The organism is Sphingomonas psychrolutea, from assembly GCF_014636175.1.
GTDB lineage: Bacteria > Pseudomonadota > Alphaproteobacteria > Sphingomonadales > Sphingomonadaceae > Sphingomonas > Sphingomonas psychrolutea.
Window position 1 is genome coordinate 49775 of record NZ_BMDW01000018.1, and the last position, 22834, is coordinate 72608.

Annotated in this window: 22 protein-coding genes and 1 pseudogene; 18 read left to right on the top strand and 5 right to left on the bottom strand. The window is 64.5% G+C overall.

Annotated features, from left to right (window positions below):
• The first annotated feature begins 4 nt into the window (after positions 1-4).
• Positions 5-580: a nucleotidyltransferase family protein gene (locus tag IEV62_RS13780; RefSeq protein WP_188448445.1), complete on the top strand. Its 576-nt coding sequence runs from the start codon at positions 5-7 to the stop codon at positions 578-580.
• Between the two features lie 125 nt (positions 581-705).
• Here IEV62_RS13780 and IEV62_RS13785 read toward each other — a convergent pair whose 3' ends face one another.
• The 3 genes from IEV62_RS13785 to IEV62_RS13795 form a co-directional block, all read right to left on the bottom strand.
• Positions 706-1413 carry an SDR family NAD(P)-dependent oxidoreductase gene (locus IEV62_RS13785; protein ID WP_188448447.1) on the bottom strand — a complete coding sequence of 236 codons (708 nt, stop codon included), beginning with the start codon at positions 1411-1413 and terminating at the stop codon, positions 706-708.
• A gap of 139 nt (positions 1414-1552) precedes the next feature.
• Entirely contained in the window at positions 1553-2920 is a 1368-nt protein-coding gene (locus IEV62_RS13790) for a methyl-accepting chemotaxis protein (protein WP_188448449.1), read from the bottom strand.
• A gap of 19 nt (positions 2921-2939) precedes the next feature.
• Entirely contained in the window at positions 2940-4295 is a 1356-nt protein-coding gene (locus IEV62_RS13795) for a methyl-accepting chemotaxis protein (RefSeq protein ID WP_188448451.1), read from the bottom strand.
• 192 nt (positions 4296-4487) lie between these two features.
• On the opposite strand from IEV62_RS13795, the gene sdhC reads away from it, so the two are divergent.
• From sdhC to creD, 8 genes are all read left to right on the top strand, one after another.
• Positions 4488-4910 (top strand): succinate dehydrogenase, cytochrome b556 subunit, encoded by a 423-nt coding sequence (gene sdhC, locus IEV62_RS13800; protein WP_188448452.1) that lies wholly within the window; start codon positions 4488-4490, stop codon positions 4908-4910.
• Between the two features lies 1 nt (position 4911).
• On the top strand, positions 4912-5307 hold the full coding sequence (sdhD, locus tag IEV62_RS13805) for a succinate dehydrogenase, hydrophobic membrane anchor protein (RefSeq protein WP_188448454.1): 396 nt from the start codon (positions 4912-4914) through the stop codon (positions 5305-5307).
• Positions 5300-7102 (top strand): succinate dehydrogenase flavoprotein subunit, encoded by a 1803-nt coding sequence (gene sdhA, locus IEV62_RS13810; RefSeq protein WP_188448456.1) that lies wholly within the window; start codon positions 5300-5302, stop codon positions 7100-7102. Before sdhD ends, sdhA begins: the two co-directional genes overlap by 8 nt.
• 111 nt (positions 7103-7213) lie before the next feature.
• Positions 7214-7459, top strand: a complete 246-nt coding sequence (locus IEV62_RS13815; RefSeq protein ID WP_188448458.1) for a DUF1902 domain-containing protein — start codon at positions 7214-7216, stop codon at positions 7457-7459.
• Positions 7459-7653 carry a type II toxin-antitoxin system HicA family toxin gene (locus IEV62_RS13820; RefSeq protein WP_188448460.1) on the top strand — a complete coding sequence of 65 codons (195 nt, stop codon included), beginning with the start codon at positions 7459-7461 and terminating at the stop codon, positions 7651-7653. Before IEV62_RS13815 ends, IEV62_RS13820 begins: the two co-directional genes overlap by 1 nt.
• A gap of 33 nt (positions 7654-7686) precedes the next feature.
• Positions 7687-8688, top strand: coding sequence for a C13 family peptidase (locus IEV62_RS13825; protein ID WP_229733157.1), 1002 nt, complete (start codon positions 7687-7689; stop codon positions 8686-8688).
• Between the two features lie 48 nt (positions 8689-8736).
• Positions 8737-9297, top strand: a complete 561-nt coding sequence (locus IEV62_RS13830) for a ClpP family protease (protein WP_188448462.1) — start codon at positions 8737-8739, stop codon at positions 9295-9297.
• Positions 9298-9513: 216 nt separating this feature from the next.
• Positions 9514-10881 (top strand): cell envelope integrity protein CreD, encoded by a 1368-nt coding sequence (gene creD / locus IEV62_RS13835; RefSeq protein ID WP_188448463.1) that lies wholly within the window; start codon positions 9514-9516, stop codon positions 10879-10881.
• Positions 10882-10927: 46 nt separating this feature from the next.
• On the opposite strand, the gene IEV62_RS13840 is transcribed toward creD, so the two are convergent.
• Complete coding sequence (locus tag IEV62_RS13840) at positions 10928-11671, bottom strand: SDR family NAD(P)-dependent oxidoreductase (protein ID WP_188448465.1); 744 nt, start codon at positions 11669-11671, stop codon at positions 10928-10930.
• Positions 11672-11936: 265 nt separating this feature from the next.
• Here IEV62_RS13840 and IEV62_RS13845 point away from each other — a divergent pair, with 265 nt between their 5' ends.
• From IEV62_RS13845 to zapE, 3 genes are all read left to right on the top strand, one after another.
• A complete protein-coding gene (locus IEV62_RS13845; RefSeq protein WP_188448467.1) occupies positions 11937-12722 on the top strand; it encodes a succinate dehydrogenase iron-sulfur subunit in 786 nt (261 codons plus the stop codon).
• 87 nt (positions 12723-12809) lie between these two features.
• Positions 12810-13316, top strand: a complete 507-nt coding sequence (locus tag IEV62_RS13850) for a PaaI family thioesterase (RefSeq protein WP_188448469.1) — start codon at positions 12810-12812, stop codon at positions 13314-13316.
• 67 nt (positions 13317-13383) lie between these two features.
• A complete protein-coding gene (zapE, locus tag IEV62_RS13855; protein ID WP_188448471.1) occupies positions 13384-14493 on the top strand; it encodes a cell division protein ZapE in 1110 nt (369 codons plus the stop codon).
• 63 nt (positions 14494-14556) lie between these two features.
• Here zapE and IEV62_RS13860 read toward each other — a convergent pair whose 3' ends face one another.
• Positions 14557-15690, bottom strand: coding sequence for an acyltransferase family protein (locus tag IEV62_RS13860; protein WP_188448473.1), 1134 nt, complete (start codon positions 15688-15690; stop codon positions 14557-14559).
• A 227-nt stretch (positions 15691-15917) separates the two neighbouring features.
• Between IEV62_RS13860 and mdh the strand changes: the two genes are divergently transcribed.
• From mdh to IEV62_RS13890, 6 genes and pseudogenes are all read left to right on the top strand, one after another.
• Positions 15918-16880, top strand: a complete 963-nt coding sequence (gene mdh / locus IEV62_RS13865) for a malate dehydrogenase (protein WP_188448475.1) — start codon at positions 15918-15920, stop codon at positions 16878-16880.
• A gap of 51 nt (positions 16881-16931) precedes the next feature.
• Positions 16932-17228 (top strand): annotated as a pseudogene (locus tag IEV62_RS13870) (GIY-YIG nuclease family protein).
• 53 nt (positions 17229-17281) lie between these two features.
• The gene (gene sucD, locus IEV62_RS13875; protein WP_188448477.1) at positions 17282-18166 is read left to right on the top strand and encodes a succinate--CoA ligase subunit alpha; all 885 of its coding nucleotides are present in this window, start codon (positions 17282-17284) and stop codon (positions 18164-18166) included.
• Positions 18167-18303: 137 nt separating this feature from the next.
• On the top strand, positions 18304-21231 hold the full coding sequence (locus tag IEV62_RS13880) for a 2-oxoglutarate dehydrogenase E1 component (RefSeq protein ID WP_188448479.1): 2928 nt from the start codon (positions 18304-18306) through the stop codon (positions 21229-21231).
• A gap of 133 nt (positions 21232-21364) precedes the next feature.
• Positions 21365-22579: a 2-oxoglutarate dehydrogenase complex dihydrolipoyllysine-residue succinyltransferase gene (odhB, locus tag IEV62_RS13885; RefSeq protein WP_188448480.1), complete on the top strand. Its 1215-nt coding sequence runs from the start codon at positions 21365-21367 to the stop codon at positions 22577-22579.
• Between the two features lie 11 nt (positions 22580-22590).
• Positions 22591-22833, top strand: coding sequence for a DUF433 domain-containing protein (locus IEV62_RS13890; RefSeq protein ID WP_229733159.1), 243 nt, complete (start codon positions 22591-22593; stop codon positions 22831-22833).
• Position 22834 lies beyond the last annotated feature (1 nt).

Consider the following 22834-nt stretch of genomic DNA (forward strand, 5'->3'; position numbering starts at 1 on the left):
GCCGATGATCGCGCCTCAGGATTGCGCGCTGGTGCTGCTTGCGGCGGGCCGGTCCGAGCGGTTCGGCGACGCCGACAAGTTGCAGGAGTCGTTCCTGGGCCAACCGCTCGCCTTCCATGTCGTCACCGCGCTCGAAGACATGCCGTTCAAGGCGCGTATTGCGGTGTGTTCGAACACCGATCTCGATTTCGCCAGTCGCGGGTACATTGTGGTGCAAAATGGTGCGCCGGAGGACGGCATGTCCGGTTCGGTCGTGCTCGGCGTTGCAGCGGCGCGCGCGCTGGGCTGCGAAGCGGTGGTGATCGCGCTCGCCGACATGCCGCGCGTGACCGCCGCGCACGTCCTGCGCTTGCTCGACGCCGCCGATGGGCCCGATAGCGTTGTCGCGTCGAGCAACGGCCTGCATCCCACCCCGCCCGCGCTGTTCGGGGCAGGGCAGTTCAGCACGCTGCTGCTGCTCGAAGGCGACTCGGGCGCGCGCGACCTGATCCGTGCCGGCCGCCGCGTGATCGCGCCAGAGGCCGAATTGCTCGATATCGACCGGCCGGAAGATCTGGAGCGGTTGCGGGCGCTGGTTTGATATCTGCGAAGCAGAGAAAGAGTTGTTCTCACACAAAGACGCAAAGGCACAAAGAAACGCTTCTTCTTCTTCCCCTTCGTGCCTTTGCGTCTTTGCGTGAGATAAATTTTCGCCGCTGCGCGGGACTACCGCACGTAACTCGCGCCATTCACGTCGAGCACCGCGCCGGTCATCGACGGTGGCGCGTCGAGCGCGAGGAAGCGCGCGATGTCTGCCACTTCCTCCGGCTGTGCGACGCGACCGAGCGGGATGTCGGCGAGCAATTTGTCGCCACCGCGGCTCGAAAGATAATCCTCAGCCATCCCCGTCATCGTGAAGCCGGGGCAGACCGCAAAGGCGAGGATACCCTCGGCGGCATAACCGCGTGCGATCGACTTGGTCATCGCGACCATCCCCGCCTTGGACGCGGCATAGTGCCAATGCTGTGGCGAATCGCCGCGATAGGCGGCGCGGCTGGCGATGTTGACGATCCGTCCGGCGCACGCGCGCGCCTGCCAGTGCAGCACTGCGAGGCGGCATAATTCGGCCGACGCGGTTAAATTGATGCGCATCGTACGCTCCCAACCCGTGACCCAGGCCGCATCGTCCAGCGCGATCGGGTTGGCGTCGAACACCCCGGCATTGTTGATCAGTACGTCGATCCGACCACCGAGCCGGTCGAGCGCGGCGTCCCAGAGCGCGCGTGGTGCGGCGGGGTCGGCGAAGTCGGCGGCGAGCGCGGTGGCGGTGGCGGTGGTCGCCTGGCCGATGACGGTTGCGCCTGACGCTTCGAGCGTGGCGAAGGTCGCAGCGCCAATGCCGCGCGAGGAACCGGTGAGGAGGATGTTGGTCATGGGGGAGGTTTAGCGCAAACCCTCTCCCTTAGGGAGAGGGTCGAGACGCGAATGCGGCGAGGGGTGAGGGTGAAGCGCGTCGCCCTCACCCTTCCGTCGCTTCGCTCCTCCCTCCCTCTCCCTAAGGGAGAGGGAATGATTAAGCCGCGACGGTCGCCGAGAAGGTATCCGCCGCGCCCTTCAGCCCGCTCAGCCGGTCGTCGACCTCGCCAAACTCATGCTCGAGCATGTCGATTTCCGCCGCGACATGTTCGGTATCCTCGCGAATCGCGGTGATCGTGCTCGACATCGAATCGGCGGCCAGCGCGGTTTCGTCGACCGCCGCCGTAATCGCGGTCACGGTCTGCGCTTGCGCTTCCATCGCATGGCGAATGCGGTTGGCGCTTTCCTGCACCTCGGCAACGGTGGCCTTGATCGACGCATTGGTCGCCACGGTCGATCGTGTCGCCGATTGGATCGCTGCGATTTTCGCCGCGATGTCGTCGGTGGCCCGCGCGGTTTGATTGGCAAGGCTCTTCACCTCCTGCGCCACCACCGCGAAGCCGCGCCCGGCATCACCCGCGCGCGCCGCCTCGATCGTGGCGTTCAAGGCGAGCAGATTGGTCTGTCCGGCAATGTCGCGAATGAGGCCGAGAATCGATTCGATCGATTTGGCATGGTCGGACAAGGTCTCCGACATGCCGACGGCAGCGCCCGCCTGCGACGAAGCGCGCGTCGCGATCTCGGCGGCGGCTTCGACCTCGGTGCGCGCGTCCTCGATCGCGCGGATCAAGCCAGCGGCGGTTTGCGCCGCCTCGCGCATCGCCATCGCCGATTCTTCGGCGGCGGCGGCGACTTCGGTGGTCTTGCTGATCATCCCGCGTGCCGACCGGGCCGCACCTTGGGCCTGAACCCGGATGCGGTTGCCAAGTGCTGCCGCGCCTTCGATCGAGGTGGCGATCGTCTCGCTGAAATCGGCCGAGCGCGCGCGGCGTTCGGTGCGGGCCTGCTCGGCGTCGCGCGCGCCGAGATGCGATGCCATCACATCGGCCTCGACCAGGCCGAGCCGCTGCACCGCGTCCGCGAGCACGCGCATGCGTGGCGATCCGACCCCGAGTTTTGCTTCGATCGTCTGCAACGTCCGGCTGTGCGCGAAGCTGAGCGACGCCAGCAACGCGGGCAAGGGAATGCCCGCCTTTTGCGAATCGGCGGCGTGGCGGTTGGCCATCCGCATCCACTCATTATCGAGCGCGGCGGCATATTTGGCGCGGGTATATTTGGCGCTCTGGCCGATGCGTGTCGCCCGATAATCGGCGGTAAAATACGGGCGGATATGCGCGCTCACCGACAGCGACAGATAATGCTCCCAGAATGCGCCGGCGATTTCGGTCTCATGACCTTCGATCAAGTGCGCGATTTCAACCGCGGCGGCAGCGATGCTGCCATCCCAGTCATATTCGCTGATGCGCTCGGCGGCCGTGCGGTTTTCCCCGCTCCAGCCCCCCAACCTTGCGCTCCCCTGCGCCATGTCTTTTCCCCTTCAAGGGTTATGCGGCAACTTTCGCGACGAACTCGCTCGCGCTGTTCTTAAGCATGCCAAGCTTATGATCGAGTGAATCGAACCCGCGCCCGACCCGGTCGATTTCGGAGGCGACGGTCTCGGTATCCTCGCGAATCGCGGTGATGGTGTTGGACATCGAATCGGCGGCAAGCGCGGTTTCGTCGACTGCAGCGGTAATCGCGGTGACGGTCTGCGCTTGCGCTTCCATCGCATAGCGAATGCGGTTGGCGCTTTCCTGCACTTCGGCGACGGTCGATTTGATCGAGGCGTTGGTCTCGACCGTTGAGCGCGTGGCGGACTGGATCGCCGCGATCTTGGCGGCGATGTCGTCGGTCGCGCGCGCGGTCTGGTTGGCGAGGCTCTTCACTTCCTGCGCGACGACGGCGAAGCCGCGCCCGGCATCCCCGGCGCGCGCCGCTTCGATTGTGGCGTTGAGCGCGAGCAAATTGGTCTGGCCGGCAATATCGCGGATCAGGCCGAGGATCGACTCGATCGATTTGGCATGGTCGCTGAGCGTTTCGGACATGCCGACGGCAGCACCGGCCTGGCCCGCCGCGCGCGTCGCGATCTCGGCGGCGGCTTCGACCTCGGTGCGCGCATCCTCGATCGCGCGAATCAGACCAGCCGCCGTCTGCGCCGCTTCGCGCATGGCAACGGCGGATTGTTCGGCGGCGGCGGCAACTTCGCTGGTTTTGCCCAGCATCCCGCGCGCCGAGGTGGAGGTCTTGACCGATTGGCCGCGCAGCACTTCGGATTCCTGCGTTGCTTGCTCAACCGTTGCGGCGATGCCTTCGCGGAAATCGGCCGCCAGCCGGTCACGCTTGCCCTGCGCGGTGAAGCCGCGGAAGGCGTTGTAAATTTCGACGGTAATCTCGGCTTCCAGCCCGCTCAGCCGCATCACCGTATCGATATAGACTGGCAGGCGCTGATTGTCGCCCTTCAGGCGCTTGAACAGAATATCGAGCGCGGCGCGATCGCTCGCGCACGTCATCGACAGCAAGGCCATGGTCGAGACCCCAGCCTTATACCCCGAAGCGACCGAGCGCTCCATCGATTCGACCCACAACCGCCCCGACACGTCACAAAAACGGTTGCGCAAATAGGTAACGCCCAGCTCGACCATTTTGGCTTCTTCATGCGGCTGCCAACTTTGTTCGCCTGGGCTCGCGCGCTTCCACTGCGCCCAGAAGGCGAGCGCGATCTCGCCCGCGTCGGGCTCGAGTACGCTCCACACTTCGCGCGCGGCCGATTCCAGCGAATTGTCGAAATCGAACGCGCGAAGCCGAGCCCGGATGTCGATCGTCGCGGCAACCAGGCCGGGGGCGGGGAGGGTATTGGGCAAAGCGAGGCTCCGTCTCTGTGCCGCGGGGCGTAACGTGCACGGCTCAACCCCTGACGTAGCCGGATTTGGTTAACGCGCCGTAAGCGTGCGTCCGCTGCAATCGCGTTGCCTGCTACAAACCTTGCATCATAATGTGCGCCGACTAAGAGGGCGGCACGTATCCACCGATCACATGACGAGGACGCTTTCGCCTTGGCCAGCCCCAGCCGCACCCCAACCGCCCGCGCCCGCCCGCTCAGCCCGCATTTGTCGGTGTGGAAACCGGGGCCGGCGATGATCGTCTCGATCCTCCACCGCATCACCGGCGACGGTATGGCGACGGTCGGCACCGTCGTTTTGGTATGGTGGCTCGCGGCGATTTCGGGCGGTCCGGCAAGCTATGCGCCCTTTCACTATGTCTTCATGGCGTTGTGGGGCGGTGCGATCGGCTATCTGTTCGGGATCGGGCTGACGCTGTCCTTCTTTCAACATCTGGCGACCGGCATTCGGCATTTTTTCCTCGATGTCGGCGCGAATTACGATCTGAAGGGCAATCGCGCCGGGTCGATCGCGACGATGGTGTTTTCGGTGGTGGCGACCGCGGCCTTCTGGGCTTATCTGACGATGGTGAAATAAGATGGGCAACGGAACCGAACTCGGCCGCGTGCGCGGCCTCGGCAGTGCCAAGGAAGGCACGCATCACTGGTGGTCGCAACGCCTGACCGCCGCAGCAAATTTGTTCCTGATGGTGTGGTTTTTCATCGCGATCGCGCGGCTTCCGGCCTATGATTATGAAACGGTCCGCGCGTGGCTGTCGTCGCCGTGGGCGGCGATCCCGATGCTGTTGCTGATCGCCTCGGTCTTCTATCATTTCCGGCTCGGTCTGCAGGTGCTGATCGAGGATTATGTCCACGGCGCGGCCCGTGTCATGTGGCTGCTTGCGCTCAATTTCTTCAGCGTCGGCAGCGCCGCCATCGCCATTTTCGCGATCCTGAGGGTCGCCTTCACCGTTACCGGAGTCCCCCATGGCTGAGGCCTATAAGATCATCGACCATACCTATGATGCCGTTGTTGTCGGCGCCGGCGGCTCCGGCCTGCGTGCGACGATGGGGATCGCCGAAACCGGACTGAAAACCGCGTGCATCACGAAGGTGTTCCCGACGCGCAGCCACACGGTTGCGGCACAGGGTGGCATTGCCGCCAGCCTCGGCAACAATTCGCCCGACCATTGGACGTGGCACATGTTCGATACCGTCAAGGGTTCGGACTGGCTCGGCGACCAGGACGCGATCGAATATATGGTGCGCGAAGCGCCCGCCGCCGTCTACGAGCTCGAACATGCCGGCGTGCCGTTCAGCCGCAATGACGACGGCACGATCTATCAGCGCCCGTTCGGCGGCCATATGCAGAATATGGGGGAAGGCCCGCCGGTGCAGCGCACCGCCGCTGCCGCCGATCGTACCGGCCACGCGATGCTCCATGCACTGTATCAGCAGAGCCTGAAGTATGACGCCGATTTCTACATCGAATATTTCGCGCTCGACCTGATCATGGAAGACGGCGTCTGCCGCGGCGTGATCGCTCTGTGCATGGACGACGGCTCAATCCACCGCTTCCGCGCGCATAAGGTTGTGCTGGCGACGGGTGGCTATGGCCGCTGCTATTTCTCGGCGACCTCAGCGCACACCTGCACCGGTGACGGCAATGCGATGGTGCTGCGTGCGGGGCTTCCGCTGCAGGACATGGAATTCGTCCAGTTCCACCCGACCGGCATTTACGGCGCTGGCGTGCTGATCACCGAGGGCGCGCGCGGTGAGGGCGGGTACCTCACCAATTCCGAGGGTGAGCGCTTCATGGAGCGCTATGCTCCGTCGGCCAAGGACCTGGCGTCGCGCGACGTCGTGTCGCGCTCGATGGCGCTCGAAATGCGCGAAGGGCGCGGTGTCGGCAAGAATGGCGACCATATCTGGCTCCACCTCGATCATATCGATCCCAAGGTCCTCGCCGTACGGCTGCCCGGCATCACCGAGACCGGCAAGATCTTTGCCGGTGTCGATTTGACGCGCCAGCCGCTGCCGGTCACCCCGACGGTGCATTACAATATGGGCGGCATCCCGACCAATTATCACGGCGAAGTCGTCCATATGAAGGACGGCAACCCCGATGCGGTTGTCCCTGGCCTGTTCGCAGTGGGCGAGGCGGCGTGCGTTTCGGTCCATGGCGCGAACCGCCTTGGCTCGAACTCGCTGATCGATCTCGTGGTGTTCGGCCGCGCGACGGGTCTGCGGATCAAGGACACGCTCAAGCCCAATACGCCGCACACCCCGCTGCCCAAGGGCTCGGAAGAGATGTCGCTCGCGCGTCTGGATACGTTCCGCAACGCCAAGGGCAGTGTCCCGACCGCGCAGATTCGGCTCGAAATGCAGCGCACGATGCAGAAGAATTGCGCGGTGTTCCGCGACAATGCGCTGCTGACCGAAGGCGTCGCCGCGATTTCCGCGACGTACGCCAAGCTCGGCGACGTGTCCGTCACCGACCGGTCGCTGATCTGGAACACCGATCTGGTCGAGACGCTCGAACTCGACAATTTGTTGGCCCAAGCGATGGTGACGATGCAATCGGCCGCCAATCGCAAGGAATCGCGCGGCGCGCATGTTAACGAGGATTATCCCGATCGCGACGACGCGAACTGGATGAAGCACACCACCGCGACGTTTGCGGGCTGGGGTGGCAAGGGCGGCGCGGTCGAAATCAGCTACCGCCCCGTGCACGACTATACGCTCACCGATGATGTGGAGTATATCAAGCCGAAGAAGCGGGTGTATTGAGCGCCGCGCGATCGGTCGGCGCGGCGAGCAGCCGCGACCGACGGCATGGGCTTTGCCCATGCCTTGCTCTCCGCCCGGCGCAGTCTTATTCTCGCGGTAACGGAGGCACCGATGGCGCTTTGGACTCTTCACGCGGCGTATGATCCGGAGGCGCGCATCTGGTATACGCTGGACTGCGATGTCCCCGGCCTCGTGACGGAGGGCGAAACGCTTGAACGCCTGCGTGACCGCGCTGCCGCCGTCATGTCAGAACTCATTGCCGACAATGCGCATTCGATCGACGAAGACCGCCGAGCCGGTCCGCACGCGTTCCGGCTCGTCGCGTTTCACGAAAGTACCATCCCGGTCGCGGCCTGATGGTCGACTCTTATGGTCGCGAACTGAAGCGTTTGCGCGAGCATGGCTGTCACTTCGTCCGTACCGGCAAGGGCGATCATGAAATCTGGTACAGCCCGCTGACAGATCTGCATTTCACGGTCGATGCCGGAACCCGCAAACGATTTACCGCCCAGGCCATATTGAAGCAGGCTGGCGTGAAGGCGAAGTTGTAGCGCCTACTTGACACGTGCGGAGCAATCCGGACGATGGACCCGCGCAACGGGGACATCACTATGCGGCAATTGCTCCGGATCATTATACTTGCGCTTGCCGCTCTCGTTGCCCCCGCTCTCGCCCAATACGATCCCCCTCGCCACACGCAGCCCGCCCCACCGATCGGGCGCAGCGATGAGGACACCACTGTCCAGGCCAATAACGGCATCGAAATCCAGCGCGACCGCACCCCGCAGAATGAACTCGCCGAGCATCGCCGCCTCGACCGCGCGCTCGCCCGCGTCGCACCGCAGCGCAAGGGCGTGATCGATGCTTATGTCGTCGCGGTCGGACTCGACAGCGATGCGGTGTTCGGGCGCGAGGCGCGCGAGGCCGGCCGGGTGCTCGCGCGGCGCTACGGCGCGGAGGGGAGGACGATCGTGCTCGCCGGAACCGATGGTCGCGGGCCGAGCGACTTGCCGCGTGGCAGCCCGGGCAACATCGCCGCTGCGCTTGCCCGCGTGGCCGAAGTGATGGACAAAACGGAGGACGTGCTGATCCTCTACACCACCAGCCACGGCGCGCCGCTCGGCATCATCTACAATGACGGCGATCAGGGGTTCGGCGCGATTTCGCCCGTTCGGTTGGCCGACATGCTCGAAACGCTCGGCATCAAGCGGCGGCTGGTGATGATCAGCGCGTGCTATTCGGGCGTGTTCGTCGATCCGCTCGCCAGCGACGACGGCGTCATCATCACCGCCGCATCGTCGGATCGCACGTCGTTCGGGTGTCAGGCGGATAGCGACTGGACCTTCTTCGGCGATGCGCTGATCAACAATGGCTTGCGCAAGCCCCAGCCGCTTGCTGAGGTCGATCGCGAGGCGACCGCGCTGATCGCGGCGTGGGAGGCGCGCGGTAACCTCGTGCCATCGGGGCCGCAAATCGCGATCGGCGCGCGCGCCGCGCACTGGCTGGACGTGCTCGACAAGCGTGTTCCGGCGGCGGCGACCAAGCCGGTCGGGCGTCCGGCGATCAGTCTGCTCGACGGCCAGTAATCGCACACCAACGCGGAACAACACCGCGCCTCGCCGGTTCTGGCGCGCATGAACGCTGTCCGCTATCCGCTGCTCGCCAAGCCGCATATCCGCCTGTCGGGTCCGGTCGACCAATTCATGTACGCAAGCTTCCGCCAGCAGCTCGATGCCTGCCCGGCCGAGGGTACGCTGGTGATCGCGCTGACGACGCTCGGCGGCGACCCCGAAGTCGCGCGCACGATGGCCGACGACATCCGCTTGCTCGAGGATCATGACGGGCGCGAGATTCTGTTCCTCGGCAAGGTCGCGGTCTATTCGGCGGGCGCGACCTTCATGGCGGCATTCCCGGTCGACCGGCGGTTCCTGACGCGGCACACGCGGCTGATGATCCATGAGCGGACGATCTCGAAGCAAATCAATCTCAACGGCCCGCTGCGGATGGTCGTCGCGTCGATCAAGGCGGCCTTGCACGAAGTCGAACATTCGATCCTGATCGAGGAAGAGGGTTTCCGCGACATCGTCAAGAACAGCCGGGTCGATTTCGAGGATTTGCGCGAAAAGGCGCCGTCGAATTGGTATATCGAGGCAGAAGAGGCGCGCGAATTGGGGCTGGTGCTGGATGTGATTTGAACTCGCTCCCCTCCCGCTTGCGGGAGGGGCTGGGGGAGGGAATGTCGCAAATCGCTGCCGGGAGAGGGGCGGGCAGCCCCTCCCCTAACCCCTCCGGCAAGCGGGAGGGGAACGAACTCTGCATCCCCTCTGCACGCCGTCTCCACCCAACCCCCTTTGGCAAAGCGACCCGCGCGTCCCTAACGGAACAGCCTCCACGATAAGGGAGGCCCGATCATGTCCGAATTCCGTCCGCCGCGCACCCCCGGCGTAAAATTGATCTTTGCGTTGCTGATCGCGACATTTCTCGCGATCCAGCTCTTCACCGTCTATCTGCTCGTCTACGATCGGCAGAACCAGTCGCAGACCGCGCAAAGCTCGATCGCCGAGGTCTGGGGCGGGGCGCAGTCGATTTCCGGCCCGGTGCTGGTCATTCCCTATGCCGCGACCCGCAACGAGACCGTCACCGAAAACGGCAAGCAGAGCGTCAAGACCACCACCGCGTGGCACGAACTAACGCTCTCGCCCGATGCCGCCGACATCAGCTCTGTCGTGAAGCCCGACGTGCGCAAACGCTCGATCTACGAAGCGGTGGTCTATGAGGCGCGCAACCAGGGTGAGGCACGCTTCGTACTGCCCGCCGATCTGTCGCGCTGGGGCACCACGCGCGCCGCGCTCGCGCTCGACCGTGCCGAAGTGCGCTTCGGCATCTCCGACGCGCGCGGGCTGTTCGGTGCGCCGCCAGTGGTCGTCGCGGACGGCACCCCGCTCGCGCTGCAACCCGGCAAGGGTCCGCGCGAGACCGGTGGCTCGGGTTTCTTCACCGCGGTCGACGCCAGCAACCTCGGCACGAAACCGATGCGCGTGAAATTCGATTATGCGGTGCGCGGCAACGGGTCGATCACGCTGCTGCCGCAGGGCGGCGACACGCGCTGGACGGTCGCGTCGACTTGGGCGAACCCGAGCTTTCAGGGCGGGTTCCTGCCCACTGAACGCAAGGTCGCCGCGAATGGCTTCAAGGCGACGTGGCGCGTCGGCAATCTTGCGCTCGGCCGCACGCTGATTTCGACCGACCAGAGCGGCAAAACCGAGACCATGCCCGGCGCGACCGGCGGCGACGACGCGGCCGCCCGCGTCGATCTCGTCACCCCGGTCGATCTCTACGCACAGGTCAACCGCAGCGTGAAATACGGCTTCCTGTTCATCGGCTTCACCTTCGTGGCGCTGCTGATGTTCGATCTGATCGGCGGGGTGAAAGTGTCGCCGATCGAATATGGCCTGGTCGGCGCCGGGCTGGTGCTGTTCTTCGTGATGCTGTTGGCATTCGCCGAGGTGATCGGCTTCAGCTTGGCGTATTGCGTGGCGGGCGGCGCGATCATCGCCTTGCTCACGGCGTATGCCTCGGCGGTGCTGCGCAGCTGGCGGCGCGGCGGGCTGATCGCGGGGCTGCTCACCGCGCTCTACGGCGTGCTCTACGTGCTGCTCAGCCTTGAGGATCTTTCGCTGCTGATCGGCTCGCTCCTGCTCTTCGCGGCGCTGGCGGCGGTGATGTACCTCACGCGCGGGCTCGATTGGGGCGGGCGCGAGGTAAGGATCGACGTGTGAGGTCAGGCGCGGTGCCGGGGTCGGACCTCGGCACCGCCTCCGCACGTCAGATCGAGAAACCGCCGTCGATGTCGATCATCGCGCCAGTGATGAACGACGCCTCGTCGCTGGCGAGGAACGCGGTCAGCGCGGCCACTTCATCGGCGGTGCCATAACGGCCGAGCGGGATCATCGGCGTCAGGATCTTCGAGAAATCGCCATCGGTGGGGTTGAGATCGGTGTCGATCGGCCCCGGCTGCACGACGTTGACCAGGATGTTGCGCTTGGCCAGATCCTGCGCCCAGCCGCGCGCCAGGCCCTGTACCGCCGCCTTGGTCGCGCCATAGGTCGATGCGCCGGGGAAGGGCGCGGTATGGCCGTTGACGCTGCCGATCACGATGATGCGGCCGCCGTCGGGCATGTGCGGCAATGCCGCGATCGTCCCCGAATGCACGCCCTCAACGTTGAGCGCGAGCTGGCGGCGCAGATTGTCGGGTGTATCCTGCTCGACCGGCACGAAGATGCCGAAGCCGGCATTGTGCACGACGATGTCGATCCCGCCGAGCTTTTCGGCAGCGCTGTCGAACGCGGCCTTTTGCGCTTCGGGGTCGGCACCGTCGGCCTGCACCGCATAGCCCTTGCGCCCGGCCGCCGTGATCGCCGCGACGGTCTGATTGGCGGCGTCCTGATTGCCGGCAAAGGTGATCACGACGTCGGCACCGTCCGCCGCCAGCCGCCGCGCGATCGCCGCGCCGATGCCGCGCGATCCGCCGGTGACGATCGCTTTCTTGCCTTCCAGTCTGTTGCTCATGGGTCTCAATCCTTCGCGCGGCCCGTCGCTCGACGGGTCTTCGGCGCTGCGCGGAAAATGGCGCGTCGCGGCGCGCGTTCAACGCGACTGGCGCGAAGTTCTTCTTTGTCCCGTCCAAGTCTGGTGCGGGAATGTATCACGCCGTGCACTCACGCTTGCGGGGAAAACACGCGCTGGGGGTTTGCGAGCCGCCCCGCGCTTGTGTACGGCCTATCTCACGTCCGGCGGTGTCCCGCCCTCAGAACTCGAAAGCGCGAAGTAAGCGATGGCTGAATTCTCTCTCCCCGCGAACAGCAAGATCAAGCCGACCGGCAAGACTCATAAAGCCGCGCCCGAGGCCAAACGCGTCAAGAATTTCAAAATCTACCGCTACGATCCCGATTCGGGCGCCAACCCGCATTACGACACGTTTCAGGTCGATCTCGATGAGTGCGGCCCGATGGTGCTCGACGCGCTGATCAAGATGAAGTCGGAACAGGATTCGTCGCTCACCTTCCGCCGCTCGTGCCGCGAGGGAATTTGCGGGTCGTGTTCGATGAATATCGACGGCAAGAACGGCCTCGCTTGCACCACCGCGATCGAGGATGTGAAGGGTGAGATCCGCATCACCCCCTTGCCGCATATGGAAGTGATCAAGGACCTCGTCCCCGACTTCACCCACTTCTACGCGCAATACAGCTCGATCAAGCCATGGCTTCAGACGGTGACCCCGCCGCCCGCGGGCAAGGAGCGGCTGCAATCGCCCGCCGACCGCGAGAAGCTCGACGGCCTGTACGAGTGCATTATGTGCGCGTGCTGTTCGACCGCCTGCCCGAGCTATTGGTGGAACAGCGACAAGTTCCTCGGCCCGGCGATCCTGTTGCAAGCCTATCGCTGGCTCGCCGACAGCCGCGACGAGATGACCGGCGAGCGGCTCGACGAATTGGAAGATCCCTTCCGCCTGTATCGCTGCCACACGATCATGAACTGTGCCAACGTTTGCCCCAAGGGTCTCAACCCGGCCAAGGCAATTGCCGAAATCAAGAAGATGGAACTCGAGCGGGTCTTGTGAGGGGCGTTCTCCCGCGAAAGCGGGAGCCCAGGGTAATGGGATGCAGCCTGTGGGGCGCTTGACCCCCGCGTGCGCGGGGGAACGGCAATGACTGAACCCGTCCACCCCCCCTTCACGTACGACGACGACCCCGATCTGCCGGGGTGGAAACGCTGGCAGTTTCGCGATCCGACGCGGTTTAACAGCTTTATCGAGCCGCTTGCGGTGAAGCTGGAGGGCAGCATCGCACGCGTGCGGATGCTGCCCCGGCACGAACATTCCAACATGCGCGGCGATGTGCATGGCGGGGCGCTGCTGGGCTTTATGGACGTGGCGCTGTTCGCCGCCGCGCGCGGACTCGGCGTGCTGCAGGCTGGCGGCGCAGTGACGCTCGATTTGTCGGCGCAGTTCATCGGCGGCGGCGCAATCGGCGTGCCGCTCGAGGCGCATGTCGAATTGCTGCGCGAGACCAAGCGCATGCTGTTCCTGCGCGGGCTGATCGTCCAGGAAGGCGTCCCGACGATCGCGAGCTTTACCGGCACGCTGCGCAAATCGACCCCGCCCGAGTTGCTCCACCCCGGCGACGGCCGGGGCCCAGTAGCGGAACAGTCGTAACCTTGCGCAGCGCTTTATCCTTATCTGTCGCGCAACTGGGCCCCGGCCTTCGCCGGGGTGGAAGCCGATGACCTCGGTCCTCGCCGCCTACCACCGGCTCATCACCGCAGGCGAACTCCGTGCCGATCCCGAACAGGCCGTCGCCGCGCAGCGGCTCGCCGATCTCGCGATCGCGCTCGAAGCGACCCCCAAGCGCGGGTCGATCCTGTGGCGCGCGTTGGGGCGCAAGCCGGAGCCCCCGCGTGGCGTGTATCTGTGGGGCGGGGTCGGGCGCGGCAAGTCGATGCTGATGGACTTGTTCTTCAGCTGCCTCGCCATTCCGCTGAAGCGCCGCGTCCATTTCGGCGAATTCATGCTCGAAGTGCACCAGCGCCTCGCTGTCGAGCGTGCGAAGGAATTGGGCGACCCGATCCCGCCCCTTGCGAAAGCGATCGCCGAGGAAACGCGGCTGCTCGCCTTTGACGAGATGATGGTCACCAATAGCCCCGATGCGATGATCCTGTCGCGGCTGTTTACCCATCTGCTGGCCGAGGGCGTGACGGTCGTCACCACCTCCAACCGCCCGCCGGCCGATCTCTACAAAAACGGGCTCAACCGCGAACATTTCCTGCCGTTCATCGCGCTGATCGAAGCGAAGATGGACGTGGTCGCGCTCAACGGCCCGACCGATTATCGCCGCGACCGTTTGGGCGCGGTCGATACCTGGCTCGTCCCCAATGGCGCGGCGGCGACCGCCATGCTGTCGGGCGATTTCTTCCGCCTGACCGATTACCCGCCCGAGGACCGCGCGCACGTGCCGAGCGAGGAGATCGTGGTGCAGGGCCGCTCGCTCCACGTTCCCAAATCGTTGAAGGGCGTTGCGGTGTTCAGCTTCAAGCGCTTGTGCGGGGAGGCGCGCGGGAGTGCCGATTATCTCGCCATCGCGCGGCGTTTTCACACCGTCATTCTGGTTGGTGTCCCCAAACTTGGCCCCGACATGCGCAATGAAGCGGCGCGCTTCGTCGCGCTGATCGATGCGCTCTACGAACATAGGGTCAAGCTGCTTGCCGCCGCCGACGCGCAACCCGCCGCGCTTTACGAAGCCGGCGATGGCCGCTTCGAATTCGAGCGGACGATCAGTCGGCTCGAGGAGATGCGCTCGGAAGACTATCTGGCGATGGGCCACGGCCAGGCTTAGGACGTCGCGATCATCGAACGTGGCGTTGCTTTGGGCGAGGTCCTTGGCTGATCGGGAAGGTGGTCAGCGCGTCGGAAGAGGCGCCCCAGGAGCCCCGTCGCGCCCCGCCACACGGCGGCTGATCAAGCGATCAAGCGCTCGGCGCGCCGGCCGCTCCGCGAGCCCGGTGATCGCCGCGGCGAGCACCAGCATCACCGCCGCGGCCGAGACCATCGCGACATGGTCCTCGACCCCGCGCCGGAGCAGCGCGACGATCAGCACGGCCCCCATGTAATGATGGATCAGGTAGAGCGGATAGGTCATCAGCCCGGCAAAGGCGATCAGCCTGATCCCAAAGACACGCGTCAGCGGCGCCTGCAGCCATTTGGCCGCCCCGATTGCCGTGACGCCGACCGCGAAGATGGAGAGCGGCAGCCACGGTTGCGGTGATAGTCCGAGGCCGTTCGTAAAGAATTCGGATTGCGAGAGAATCTCCGCGGTGCTGCTCGCCAGCCCGAGCAACAGCATCGATCCGCGCAGCGTCGTCCAGCCGCTCGCGTGCAGCCCCGACAGCGCGATCCCCGTCGCGAAGAACTCGCCATAAGGGAGCAACAGCAAGTCGACGGTACGGTCCGACGGCGGCAGAAGCCCGTCGATCCGCAACAGCCAGTAAACCGCGCCGACGATCGCCAGCGCCATGCCGGTTCGCTCGACCGCGCGCCCGCCACCGCCGCGCCAGCCGAGCTGAAGCGCGATCAGCAGATAGAAATTCACTTCAAGCCCCAGCGACCAGTACGATCCGTCGATCTGGGGCCGGCTGGGCCAGAACAGCAGCGAGGTCAGCCACCGCACCGCGACTTCGTCGATCGGCCATACCGCCGTCGTTGCCAATACCACGGCGGTCAGGCTGCTACAGATCCAGGCGACCGGTGCCAGCCGCAGCAATCGGCGCTTCAAAAAAGCGCGCGGGCGGCTGTTCGCCGCCGACATTGCGATCACGTATCCCGAGATCACGAAGAACAGTTCGACACCCACCCAACCCGGCCAGCTCCACCACGCCCAGTCGCTTGCGAGCGTCACGTCGGGGCCCGCCAGATGTAGAAACGTATCGGGTCTGAGCGCGAACATCGCGGCATAATGATGCGCGAGCACCATCAGGGCGCACAGGAAGCGCGTCAGATCGATCGCCGCGATCGTGCTCTTGTTGCCCCCTGTCATGCTGCGGTAATGGCGGCGTCTTCTTAAAATCGGGTGTATAGGCCTCCCCGACAATCGCATCAAACCGACACCCGACCCGGTCAGAGCTGCTTATTGCTTTTGCGAATGATATGCAATTCGAGATGTTGGCCCCGCGCCTTTAGCGGTTGCGCCACGGAAGCGAAACGCTTAAGCGCCGTCGCGTCTCGCGCGCTCGTCTGCGCGCTCAAGCTACTCAAGGAGTGCTCATGGCTCGCAAGAAGATCGCGCTGATCGGCGCCGGTAACATTGGCGGCACGCTCGCCCATCTCGCGGCGCTCAAGGGCTTGGGCGATGTCGTCCTGTTCGACGTGGCCGAGGGTATTCCGCAGGGCAAGGCGCTCGATCTCAGCCAGTGCTCGCCGGTCGAGGGCTTCGATGCCAAGATCACCGGCTCCAACGATTACAACGACATCGCCGGTGCCGACGTGATCATCGTCACCGCGGGTGTCGCGCGCAAGCCCGGCATGAGCCGCGACGATCTGCTCGGCATCAACCTCAAGGTGATGAAGGCCGTGGGTGAGGGCATCAAGACCCACGCGCCGAATGCGTTCGTCATCTGCATCACCAACCCGCTCGACGCGATGGTCTGGGCGCTGCGCGAATTCTCCGGCCTCCCGCATCATATGGTCGTCGGTATGGCGGGCGTGCTCGATTCGTCGCGCTTCAGCCATTTCCTCGCCGAGGAATTCCAGGTGTCGGTCAAGGACGTGACGAGCTTCGTGCTCGGCGGCCACGGCGACACGATGGTCCCGGTGATTTCCTATTCGACCGTCTCGGGCATTCCGATCCCCGATTTGATCAAGATGGGCCGCTCCAGCCAAGAAAAGATCGACGCGATCGTCCAGCGCACGCGCAGCGGTGGCGGCGAGATTGTCGCTCTGCTCAAGACTGGCTCGGCCTATTTCGCCCCCGCCACCAGCGGCATCGCGATGGCCGAGGCCTATCTCTACGATCAGAAGCGCGTCCTGCCCGCCGCGGCGCATGTCACCGGGCAATACGGCCTCGATAATCTCTATGTCGGCGTGCCGGTGGTGATCGGTGCGGGTGGCGTCGAACAGATCGTCGAAATCGCGCTCGATGATGAAGCGAAGGCGAACCTCGCCGTGTCGGTCGATGCGGTGAAGGAGCTGCTGGTGGCGTGCAAGGCGATCGACGGCTCGCTGGGGTAAACACATTAAACCACCCCGGCGAAGGCCGGGGCCCAGTAGCGGGCCGCTGCGATGGAAGATCAGGCCTACGTTTACATCATGGCGAGCGCGAGAAACGGTACCTTGTATCTCGGCTCGGCGGTGAATCTACCGAAGCGCGTTTGGGAACATCGCAACGGCGTCGTCGAAGGGTTCACGAAGAAGTATGGCTGCAAACTGCTCGTTTGGTACGAGTTGGTTGGCAGCTGGTAAGCCGCCCGGCAGCGCGAGCTGCAGATGAAAGGATGGAAGCGCGCCTGGAAGTTGCGAGAAATCGAGGGGCTCAACCCGGATTGGGATGACCTGTACGATCGTATCGCGCAACCTTGAACGTTTCCCCACTGGGCCCCGGCCTCCGCCGGGGTGGTAGGAATGGAAAATAGATGAGCATCCTCGTCGACAAGAACACCAAGGTCATCACGCAAGGGATGACCGGCAATACCGGCAGCTTCCACACTCAGGCCGCGCTCGATTACGGGACGCAGATGGTTGCGGGCGTCACGCCGGGCAAAGGTGGCACGACCCATCTCGGCCTGCCGAACTACAACACCGTGGCCGAAGCCGTCCATGCCACCGGCGCGACCGCATCGGTCGTGTACGTGCCGCCACCCTTCGCCGCGGATTCGATCCTCGAGGCGATCGACGCGAACGTGCCGCTGATCGTGTGCATCACCGAGGGCATCCCGGTGCTCGACATGGTCAAGGTCAAGCGCGCGCTCTCGGGCTCCAAGTCGCGCCTGATCGGGCCGAACTGCCCCGGCGTGCTCACCCCCAATCAGTGCAAGATCGGCATCATGCCCGGCAGCATCTTCAAGGTCGGTTCGGTCGGTGTCGTCTCGCGCTCGGGCACGCTCACCTATGAAGCGGTGTTCCAGACCTCGAATGCTGGCCTTGGCCAGACGACGGCGGTCGGCATCGGTGGCGATCCGGTAAACGGCACCAACTTCATCGACGTGCTCGAACTGTTCCTCGCGGACGAAGCGACCAAGTCGATCATCATGATCGGCGAAATCGGCGGCGATGCCGAGGAGCAGGCCGCGCAATTCCTGATCGACGAGGCAAAACGCGGCCGCAGCAAGCCGATGGCCGGCTTCATCGCGGGTCGTACTGCACCGCCGGGACGCCGCATGGGCCATGCCGGTGCTATAGTAAGCGGAGGCAAGGGCGACGCCGAAAGCAAGATCGCGGCGATGGAAGCCGCCGGGATTCGCGTTTCGGCCTCCCCGAGCGAGCTGGGCGAGACGTTGTTGGCGGTGTTGAAGGGTTAAATCTACCCTTCTCCCGGTGGGAGAAGGTGGCGCGAAGCGCCGGATGAGGGCAGGTAACAGCGCGCGCTGCCCTCACCCTTCCGTCGCTTCGCTCCTCCCTCCCTCTCCCGCAGGGAGAGGGGAATTGGAGATAGACGATGGGCTTTGAGACTCAGGATTTCGCGGATGTGGCAGGCAGCGTAAGCCCGGCCTTCATCGAGACGCTGTACGCGCGCTTTAAAGCGTCGCCCGACAGTGTCGAATCGTCGTGGCGCGCGTGGTTCGAGGGGCTTGAAGGCTCGACCGAAGGCGCGTCGTGGCAGCAGCCCAATTGGCCGCTATCCGCGACCGATGACTTGACCGCCGCCCTCGACCCGACTCAAATGGAGCCAGCGCCCAAACCCGCCAAGGGCGGCGCGCCCAAGCCTGCGGCCCCGGCACCGTCGCAGGATGCGATCATCCGTGCCGCGAGCGATTCGATCCGCGCGATGATGCTCATCCGGACCTATCGGGTCAGGGGCCATCTCGCCGCCAATCTCGATCCGCTCGGCCTGTCGAAGCATGAACGGCCCGACGATCTGTCGACCGAATATCACGGCTTTTCCGATGCCGATATCGACCGCCCGATCTATCTCGGCGGCACCATGGGGCTGCAATGGACGACGGTGCGCGAGCTTGTCGATACGCTGCGCGCCAATTATTGCGGCAATGTCGGCCTCGAATATATGCACATCGCCGATGTCGAGGAACGCCGCTTTTTGCAGGAGCGGATGGAGGGCAAGGACAAGGCGATCGAGTTCACCCCGCTCGGCAAGAAGGCGATCCTCAACAAGGTGATCGAAGCCGAGCAGTGGGAGAAATTCTGCGGCAAGAAATATGTCGGGACCAAGCGCTTCGGTCTCGACGGCGGCGAGAGCATGATCCCCGCGCTGGAAAGCGTCATCAAATATGGCGGCGCGATGGGCGTCAACGAGATCGTCTTCGGCATGGCGCATCGCGGGCGGTTGAACGTCCTCACCAATGTGATGGCCAAACCCTTCCGCATCATCTTCCACGAATTCGGCGGCGGGTCGGATAACCCCGACGATGTCGCGGGTTCGGGCGACGTGAAATATCACCTCGGCACTTCGACCGATCGCGAATTCGACGGGATCAGCGTCCACATGTCGCTCGTCGCCAACCCCTCGCACCTCGAGGCGGAGGACCCGGTCGTGCTCGGCAAGGTCCGCGCGATTCAGACGATCGCGGGCGATCTCGAAGAGCATAGCCGTTCGCTGCCGGTGCTGATCCATGGCGACGCCGCGTTTGCGGGGCAGGGGATCGTGTGGGAATGCCTCGGCTTTTCGGGCATTCGCGGCTATAATACCGGCGGCTGCGTCCATTTTGTCATCAACAACCAGATCGGTTTCACCACCAGCCCGCAATTCGCGCGCAGCTCGCCCTATCCGAGCGATGTCGCCAAGGGCGTCCAGGCCCCGATCTTCCACGTCAATGGTGATGATCCCGAAGCGGTCACCTTCGCCACCAAGATGGCGATCGAATATCGCCAGAAATTCCACCGCGACGTCGTGATCGACATGTGGTGCTATCGCCGCTTCGGCCACAACGAAGGCGACGAGCCGAGCTTCACCCAGCCGCTGATGTACGACCGCATCCGCGCGCATCCCCCGGTCAGCGAAATCTACGGCAAGAAACTGACCGAGCAGGGCGTGGTCGACCGCGCCTGGATCGACGACAATATCAAGCAGTTCACCACCCTGCTCGAAGGCGAATTCGAAGCAGGTGCGGCGTACAAGCCCAACAAGGCCGATTGGTTCGCGGGCCGCTGGTCGGGGCTCCACGCACCGGCCGATTCCGAAACCGAGCGGCGCGGGGTGATCACCGGGATCGAACCCAAATTGTTCGATTCGCTCGGTCGCACGCTGACGACGATCCCCGCGGGTCTGACCGTCCACAAGACGCTCAACCGCGTGCTCGATGCCAAGCGCGAGATGTTCAAATCGGGCGCCAATTTCGACTGGGCGACCGGCGAAGCGCTCGCCTTCGGATCGCTGCTGTCGGAAGGCTATGGCGTACGCCTGTCGGGCCAGGATTCGGGCCGCGGCACCTTCAGCCAGCGTCACGCCGTGTGGGTCGATCAGACCGACGAGCACAAATATCTGCCGCTCGCGCAGATCGAACATGGCACGGTCGAAGTGCTCGACAGCCCGCTCTCCGAGTATGGCGTGCTCGGTTTCGAATATGGCTATGCGCTCGCCGACCCGAAGACGCTGGTGCTGTGGGAGGCGCAGTTCGGCGACTTCATGAACGGCGCGCAGATCATGATCGATCAGTTCATCGCCAGCGGCGAGGCCAAGTGGCTGCGCGCCAACGGCCTCGTCATGCTGCTGCCGCACGGCTATGAAGGGCAGGGGCCGGAGCATAGCTCGGCGCGGCCCGAGCGTTTCCTGCAACTGTGTGCGCAGGACAATATGCAGGTCGCCAATTGCACCACCCCTGCCAATTATTATCACCTGTTGCGGCGGCAAATGCATCGGCCGTTCCGCAAACCGCTGATCGTGTTCACGCCAAAATCGCTGTTGCGGCACAAATTGGCGGTGTCGAAAGCGGCCGATTTCCAGGGCGAAAGCCATTTCATGCGGATCTTGAGCGATCCCGCGGCCCCGGCCGATGCCGATGTCCGCCGTCTCGTCTTGTGCACCGGCAAGGTCGCCTATGATCTGATCGAAGCGCGCGATGCGGCGGGTGACACCAATACCGCGATCGTTCGGCTCGAACAGCTTTATCCCTTCCCCGGCGAGCCGCTCGTCGCGCGCCTCGAGCGCATGACCCATCTCGAAACGGTCGTGTGGGCGCAGGAAGAGCCGAAGAACAATGGCGCGTGGAGCTTCGTCGATCCCTTTATCGAGGATGCGCTGGCCACCGTCGGCGGTAGCGTGTCGCGGGCGAAATATGCCGGGCGCGCGGCCTCGGCATCGCCCGCCACCGGATTGATGAAACGCCACCAGATGGAGCAAGCGGCGCTCGTCGCCGACGCGCTCGGGCACAGCGTGCGCGAGGAAATCCGGCGGACGCGCAAGGTTTGATAGTTCGCCCCGCTACCACCCCGGCGGAGGCCGGGGCCCAGTAGCGGGACGTAGGTAATTTCGCGCGGCGCTTGATCGGCAAGCGTTGCGCAACTGGACCCCGGCCTTCGCCGGGGTGGAAAAAGAGGCTGACATGGCAACCGAAGTAACAGTGCCGATTCTCGGCGAATCGATCACCGAAGCAACGCTCGGCGAATGGCTGAAACAGCCTGGCGATAAAGTCGCGGTCGATGAGCCGATCGCCAGTCTCGAAACCGACAAGGTGTCGGTCGAAGTGCCCTCGCCCGTTGCCGGGGTAATGGGGCAACATGCGGTGCAGGTCGGCGATACCGTGCTGGTCGGCGCGATGATCGCGACGATCGACGCGGGCGACGCCGCCCCCGCGAGCGCCCCCGCACCGCAGCCTGCCGTGCTCGAATCGCCCGCATCTGCGCCGGCCGCGTCCGCTGGCGATACCCCCGCCGCGCTCAGTCCCTCGGTGCGCCGCGCGGTGCTCGAACACGGTGTCGATCCCGCGACCGTAAAGGGCACCGGCAAGGATGGCCGCCTGACCAAGGACGACGTCCTCGCCGCCGCCGCGACGCCCGCGCCGGCCCCCGCGCCGAGCGAACCGCTGCCCGTCGCCGCCTCGGTCGCCGCCACCACCGGCCGCAAGGAAGAGCGTGTGCGCATCACGCGGCTGCGCCAGACGATCGCCAAGCGTCTCAAGGAAGCGCAGAATACCGCCGCGCTGCTGACGACGTTCAACGACGTCGACATGACCGCCGTGATCGAGGCGCGCACCAAATATAAGGACCTGTTCGAAAAGAAGCATGGCGTCCGCCTGGGCTTCATGGGCTTCTTCGTGAAGGCGGCGTGCCTCGCGCTGAAGGACATCCCCAGCGTCAACGCGTCGATCGAAGGCGATGAGATCGTCTATCACGATTATGCCGACATCTCGGTCGCGGTGTCGTCACCCGGCGGTTTGGTCGTGCCGGTGGTGCGCGATGCCGATCAGATGTCGGTGGCTGAGGTCGAGAAGGCGATCGGCGATTTCGGCAAGCGCGCCAAGGACGGCAGCCTCAAGATGGAAGAGATGAAGGGCGGCACCTTCACCATCTCCAACGGCGGCGTGTTCGGCTCGCTCATGTCGACCCCGATCATCAACCCGCCGCAGTCGGCGGTGCTGGGTTTGCACCGCATCGAGGATCGCCCGGTGGTCCGTGATGGCCAGATCGTGATCCGCCCGATGATGTATCTGGCGCTGAGCTACGACCACCGCCTGATCGACGGCCGCGAAGCGGTGACGTTCCTCGTCGCGCTCAAAAATGCTATCGAGGACCCGACGCGGATTTTGATCGATTTGTGAGGGACGGCGCGATGGAGATCGACTGGCGTAAGCACATCCACTCGGATCCCGGCATCCTCGGCGGCAAGCCGGTGGTGCGCGGCACACGTATTTCGGTCGAGCTGGTGCTGGAATATCTGTCGGAAGGCGCGAGCCATGCCGAGGTGATCGATGGATATCCCAGCCTCACCGAAGCCGATATCCGCGCCGCGATCGCCTTTTCAAACCACTTGATGATGAAGGAAGCCGATTCGGCGCGGCGGGAAGCGGCGTAAT

Coding starts and splice junctions, on each gene's coding strand:
- IEV62_RS13780 (WP_188448445.1), top strand. CDS start 5: ATGATCGCGCCTCAGGATTGCGCGCTGGTGCTGCTTGCGGCGGGCCGG.
- IEV62_RS13785 (WP_188448447.1), bottom strand. CDS start 1,413: ATGACCAACATCCTCCTCACCGGTTCCTCGCGCGGCATTGGCGCTGCG.
- IEV62_RS13790 (WP_188448449.1), bottom strand. CDS start 2,920: ATGGCGCAGGGGAGCGCAAGGTTGGGGGGCTGGAGCGGGGAAAACCGC.
- sdhD (WP_188448454.1), top strand. CDS start 4,912: ATGGGCAACGGAACCGAACTCGGCCGCGTGCGCGGCCTCGGCAGTGCC.
- sdhA (WP_188448456.1), top strand. CDS start 5,300: ATGGCTGAGGCCTATAAGATCATCGACCATACCTATGATGCCGTTGTT.
- IEV62_RS13815 (WP_188448458.1), top strand. CDS start 7,214: ATGGCGCTTTGGACTCTTCACGCGGCGTATGATCCGGAGGCGCGCATC.
- IEV62_RS13820 (WP_188448460.1), top strand. CDS start 7,459: ATGGTCGACTCTTATGGTCGCGAACTGAAGCGTTTGCGCGAGCATGGC.
- IEV62_RS13825 (WP_229733157.1), top strand. CDS start 7,687: ATGGACCCGCGCAACGGGGACATCACTATGCGGCAATTGCTCCGGATC.
- IEV62_RS13830 (WP_188448462.1), top strand. CDS start 8,737: ATGAACGCTGTCCGCTATCCGCTGCTCGCCAAGCCGCATATCCGCCTG.
- creD (WP_188448463.1), top strand. CDS start 9,514: ATGTCCGAATTCCGTCCGCCGCGCACCCCCGGCGTAAAATTGATCTTT.
- IEV62_RS13840 (WP_188448465.1), bottom strand. CDS start 11,671: ATGAGCAACAGACTGGAAGGCAAGAAAGCGATCGTCACCGGCGGATCG.
- IEV62_RS13845 (WP_188448467.1), top strand. CDS start 11,937: ATGGCTGAATTCTCTCTCCCCGCGAACAGCAAGATCAAGCCGACCGGC.
- IEV62_RS13850 (WP_188448469.1), top strand. CDS start 12,810: ATGACTGAACCCGTCCACCCCCCCTTCACGTACGACGACGACCCCGAT.
- zapE (WP_188448471.1), top strand. CDS start 13,384: ATGACCTCGGTCCTCGCCGCCTACCACCGGCTCATCACCGCAGGCGAA.
- IEV62_RS13860 (WP_188448473.1), bottom strand. CDS start 15,690: ATGACAGGGGGCAACAAGAGCACGATCGCGGCGATCGATCTGACGCGC.
- mdh (WP_188448475.1), top strand. CDS start 15,918: ATGGCTCGCAAGAAGATCGCGCTGATCGGCGCCGGTAACATTGGCGGC.
- sucD (WP_188448477.1), top strand. CDS start 17,282: ATGAGCATCCTCGTCGACAAGAACACCAAGGTCATCACGCAAGGGATG.
- IEV62_RS13880 (WP_188448479.1), top strand. CDS start 18,304: ATGGGCTTTGAGACTCAGGATTTCGCGGATGTGGCAGGCAGCGTAAGC.
- odhB (WP_188448480.1), top strand. CDS start 21,365: ATGGCAACCGAAGTAACAGTGCCGATTCTCGGCGAATCGATCACCGAA.
- IEV62_RS13890 (WP_229733159.1), top strand. CDS start 22,591: ATGGAGATCGACTGGCGTAAGCACATCCACTCGGATCCCGGCATCCTC.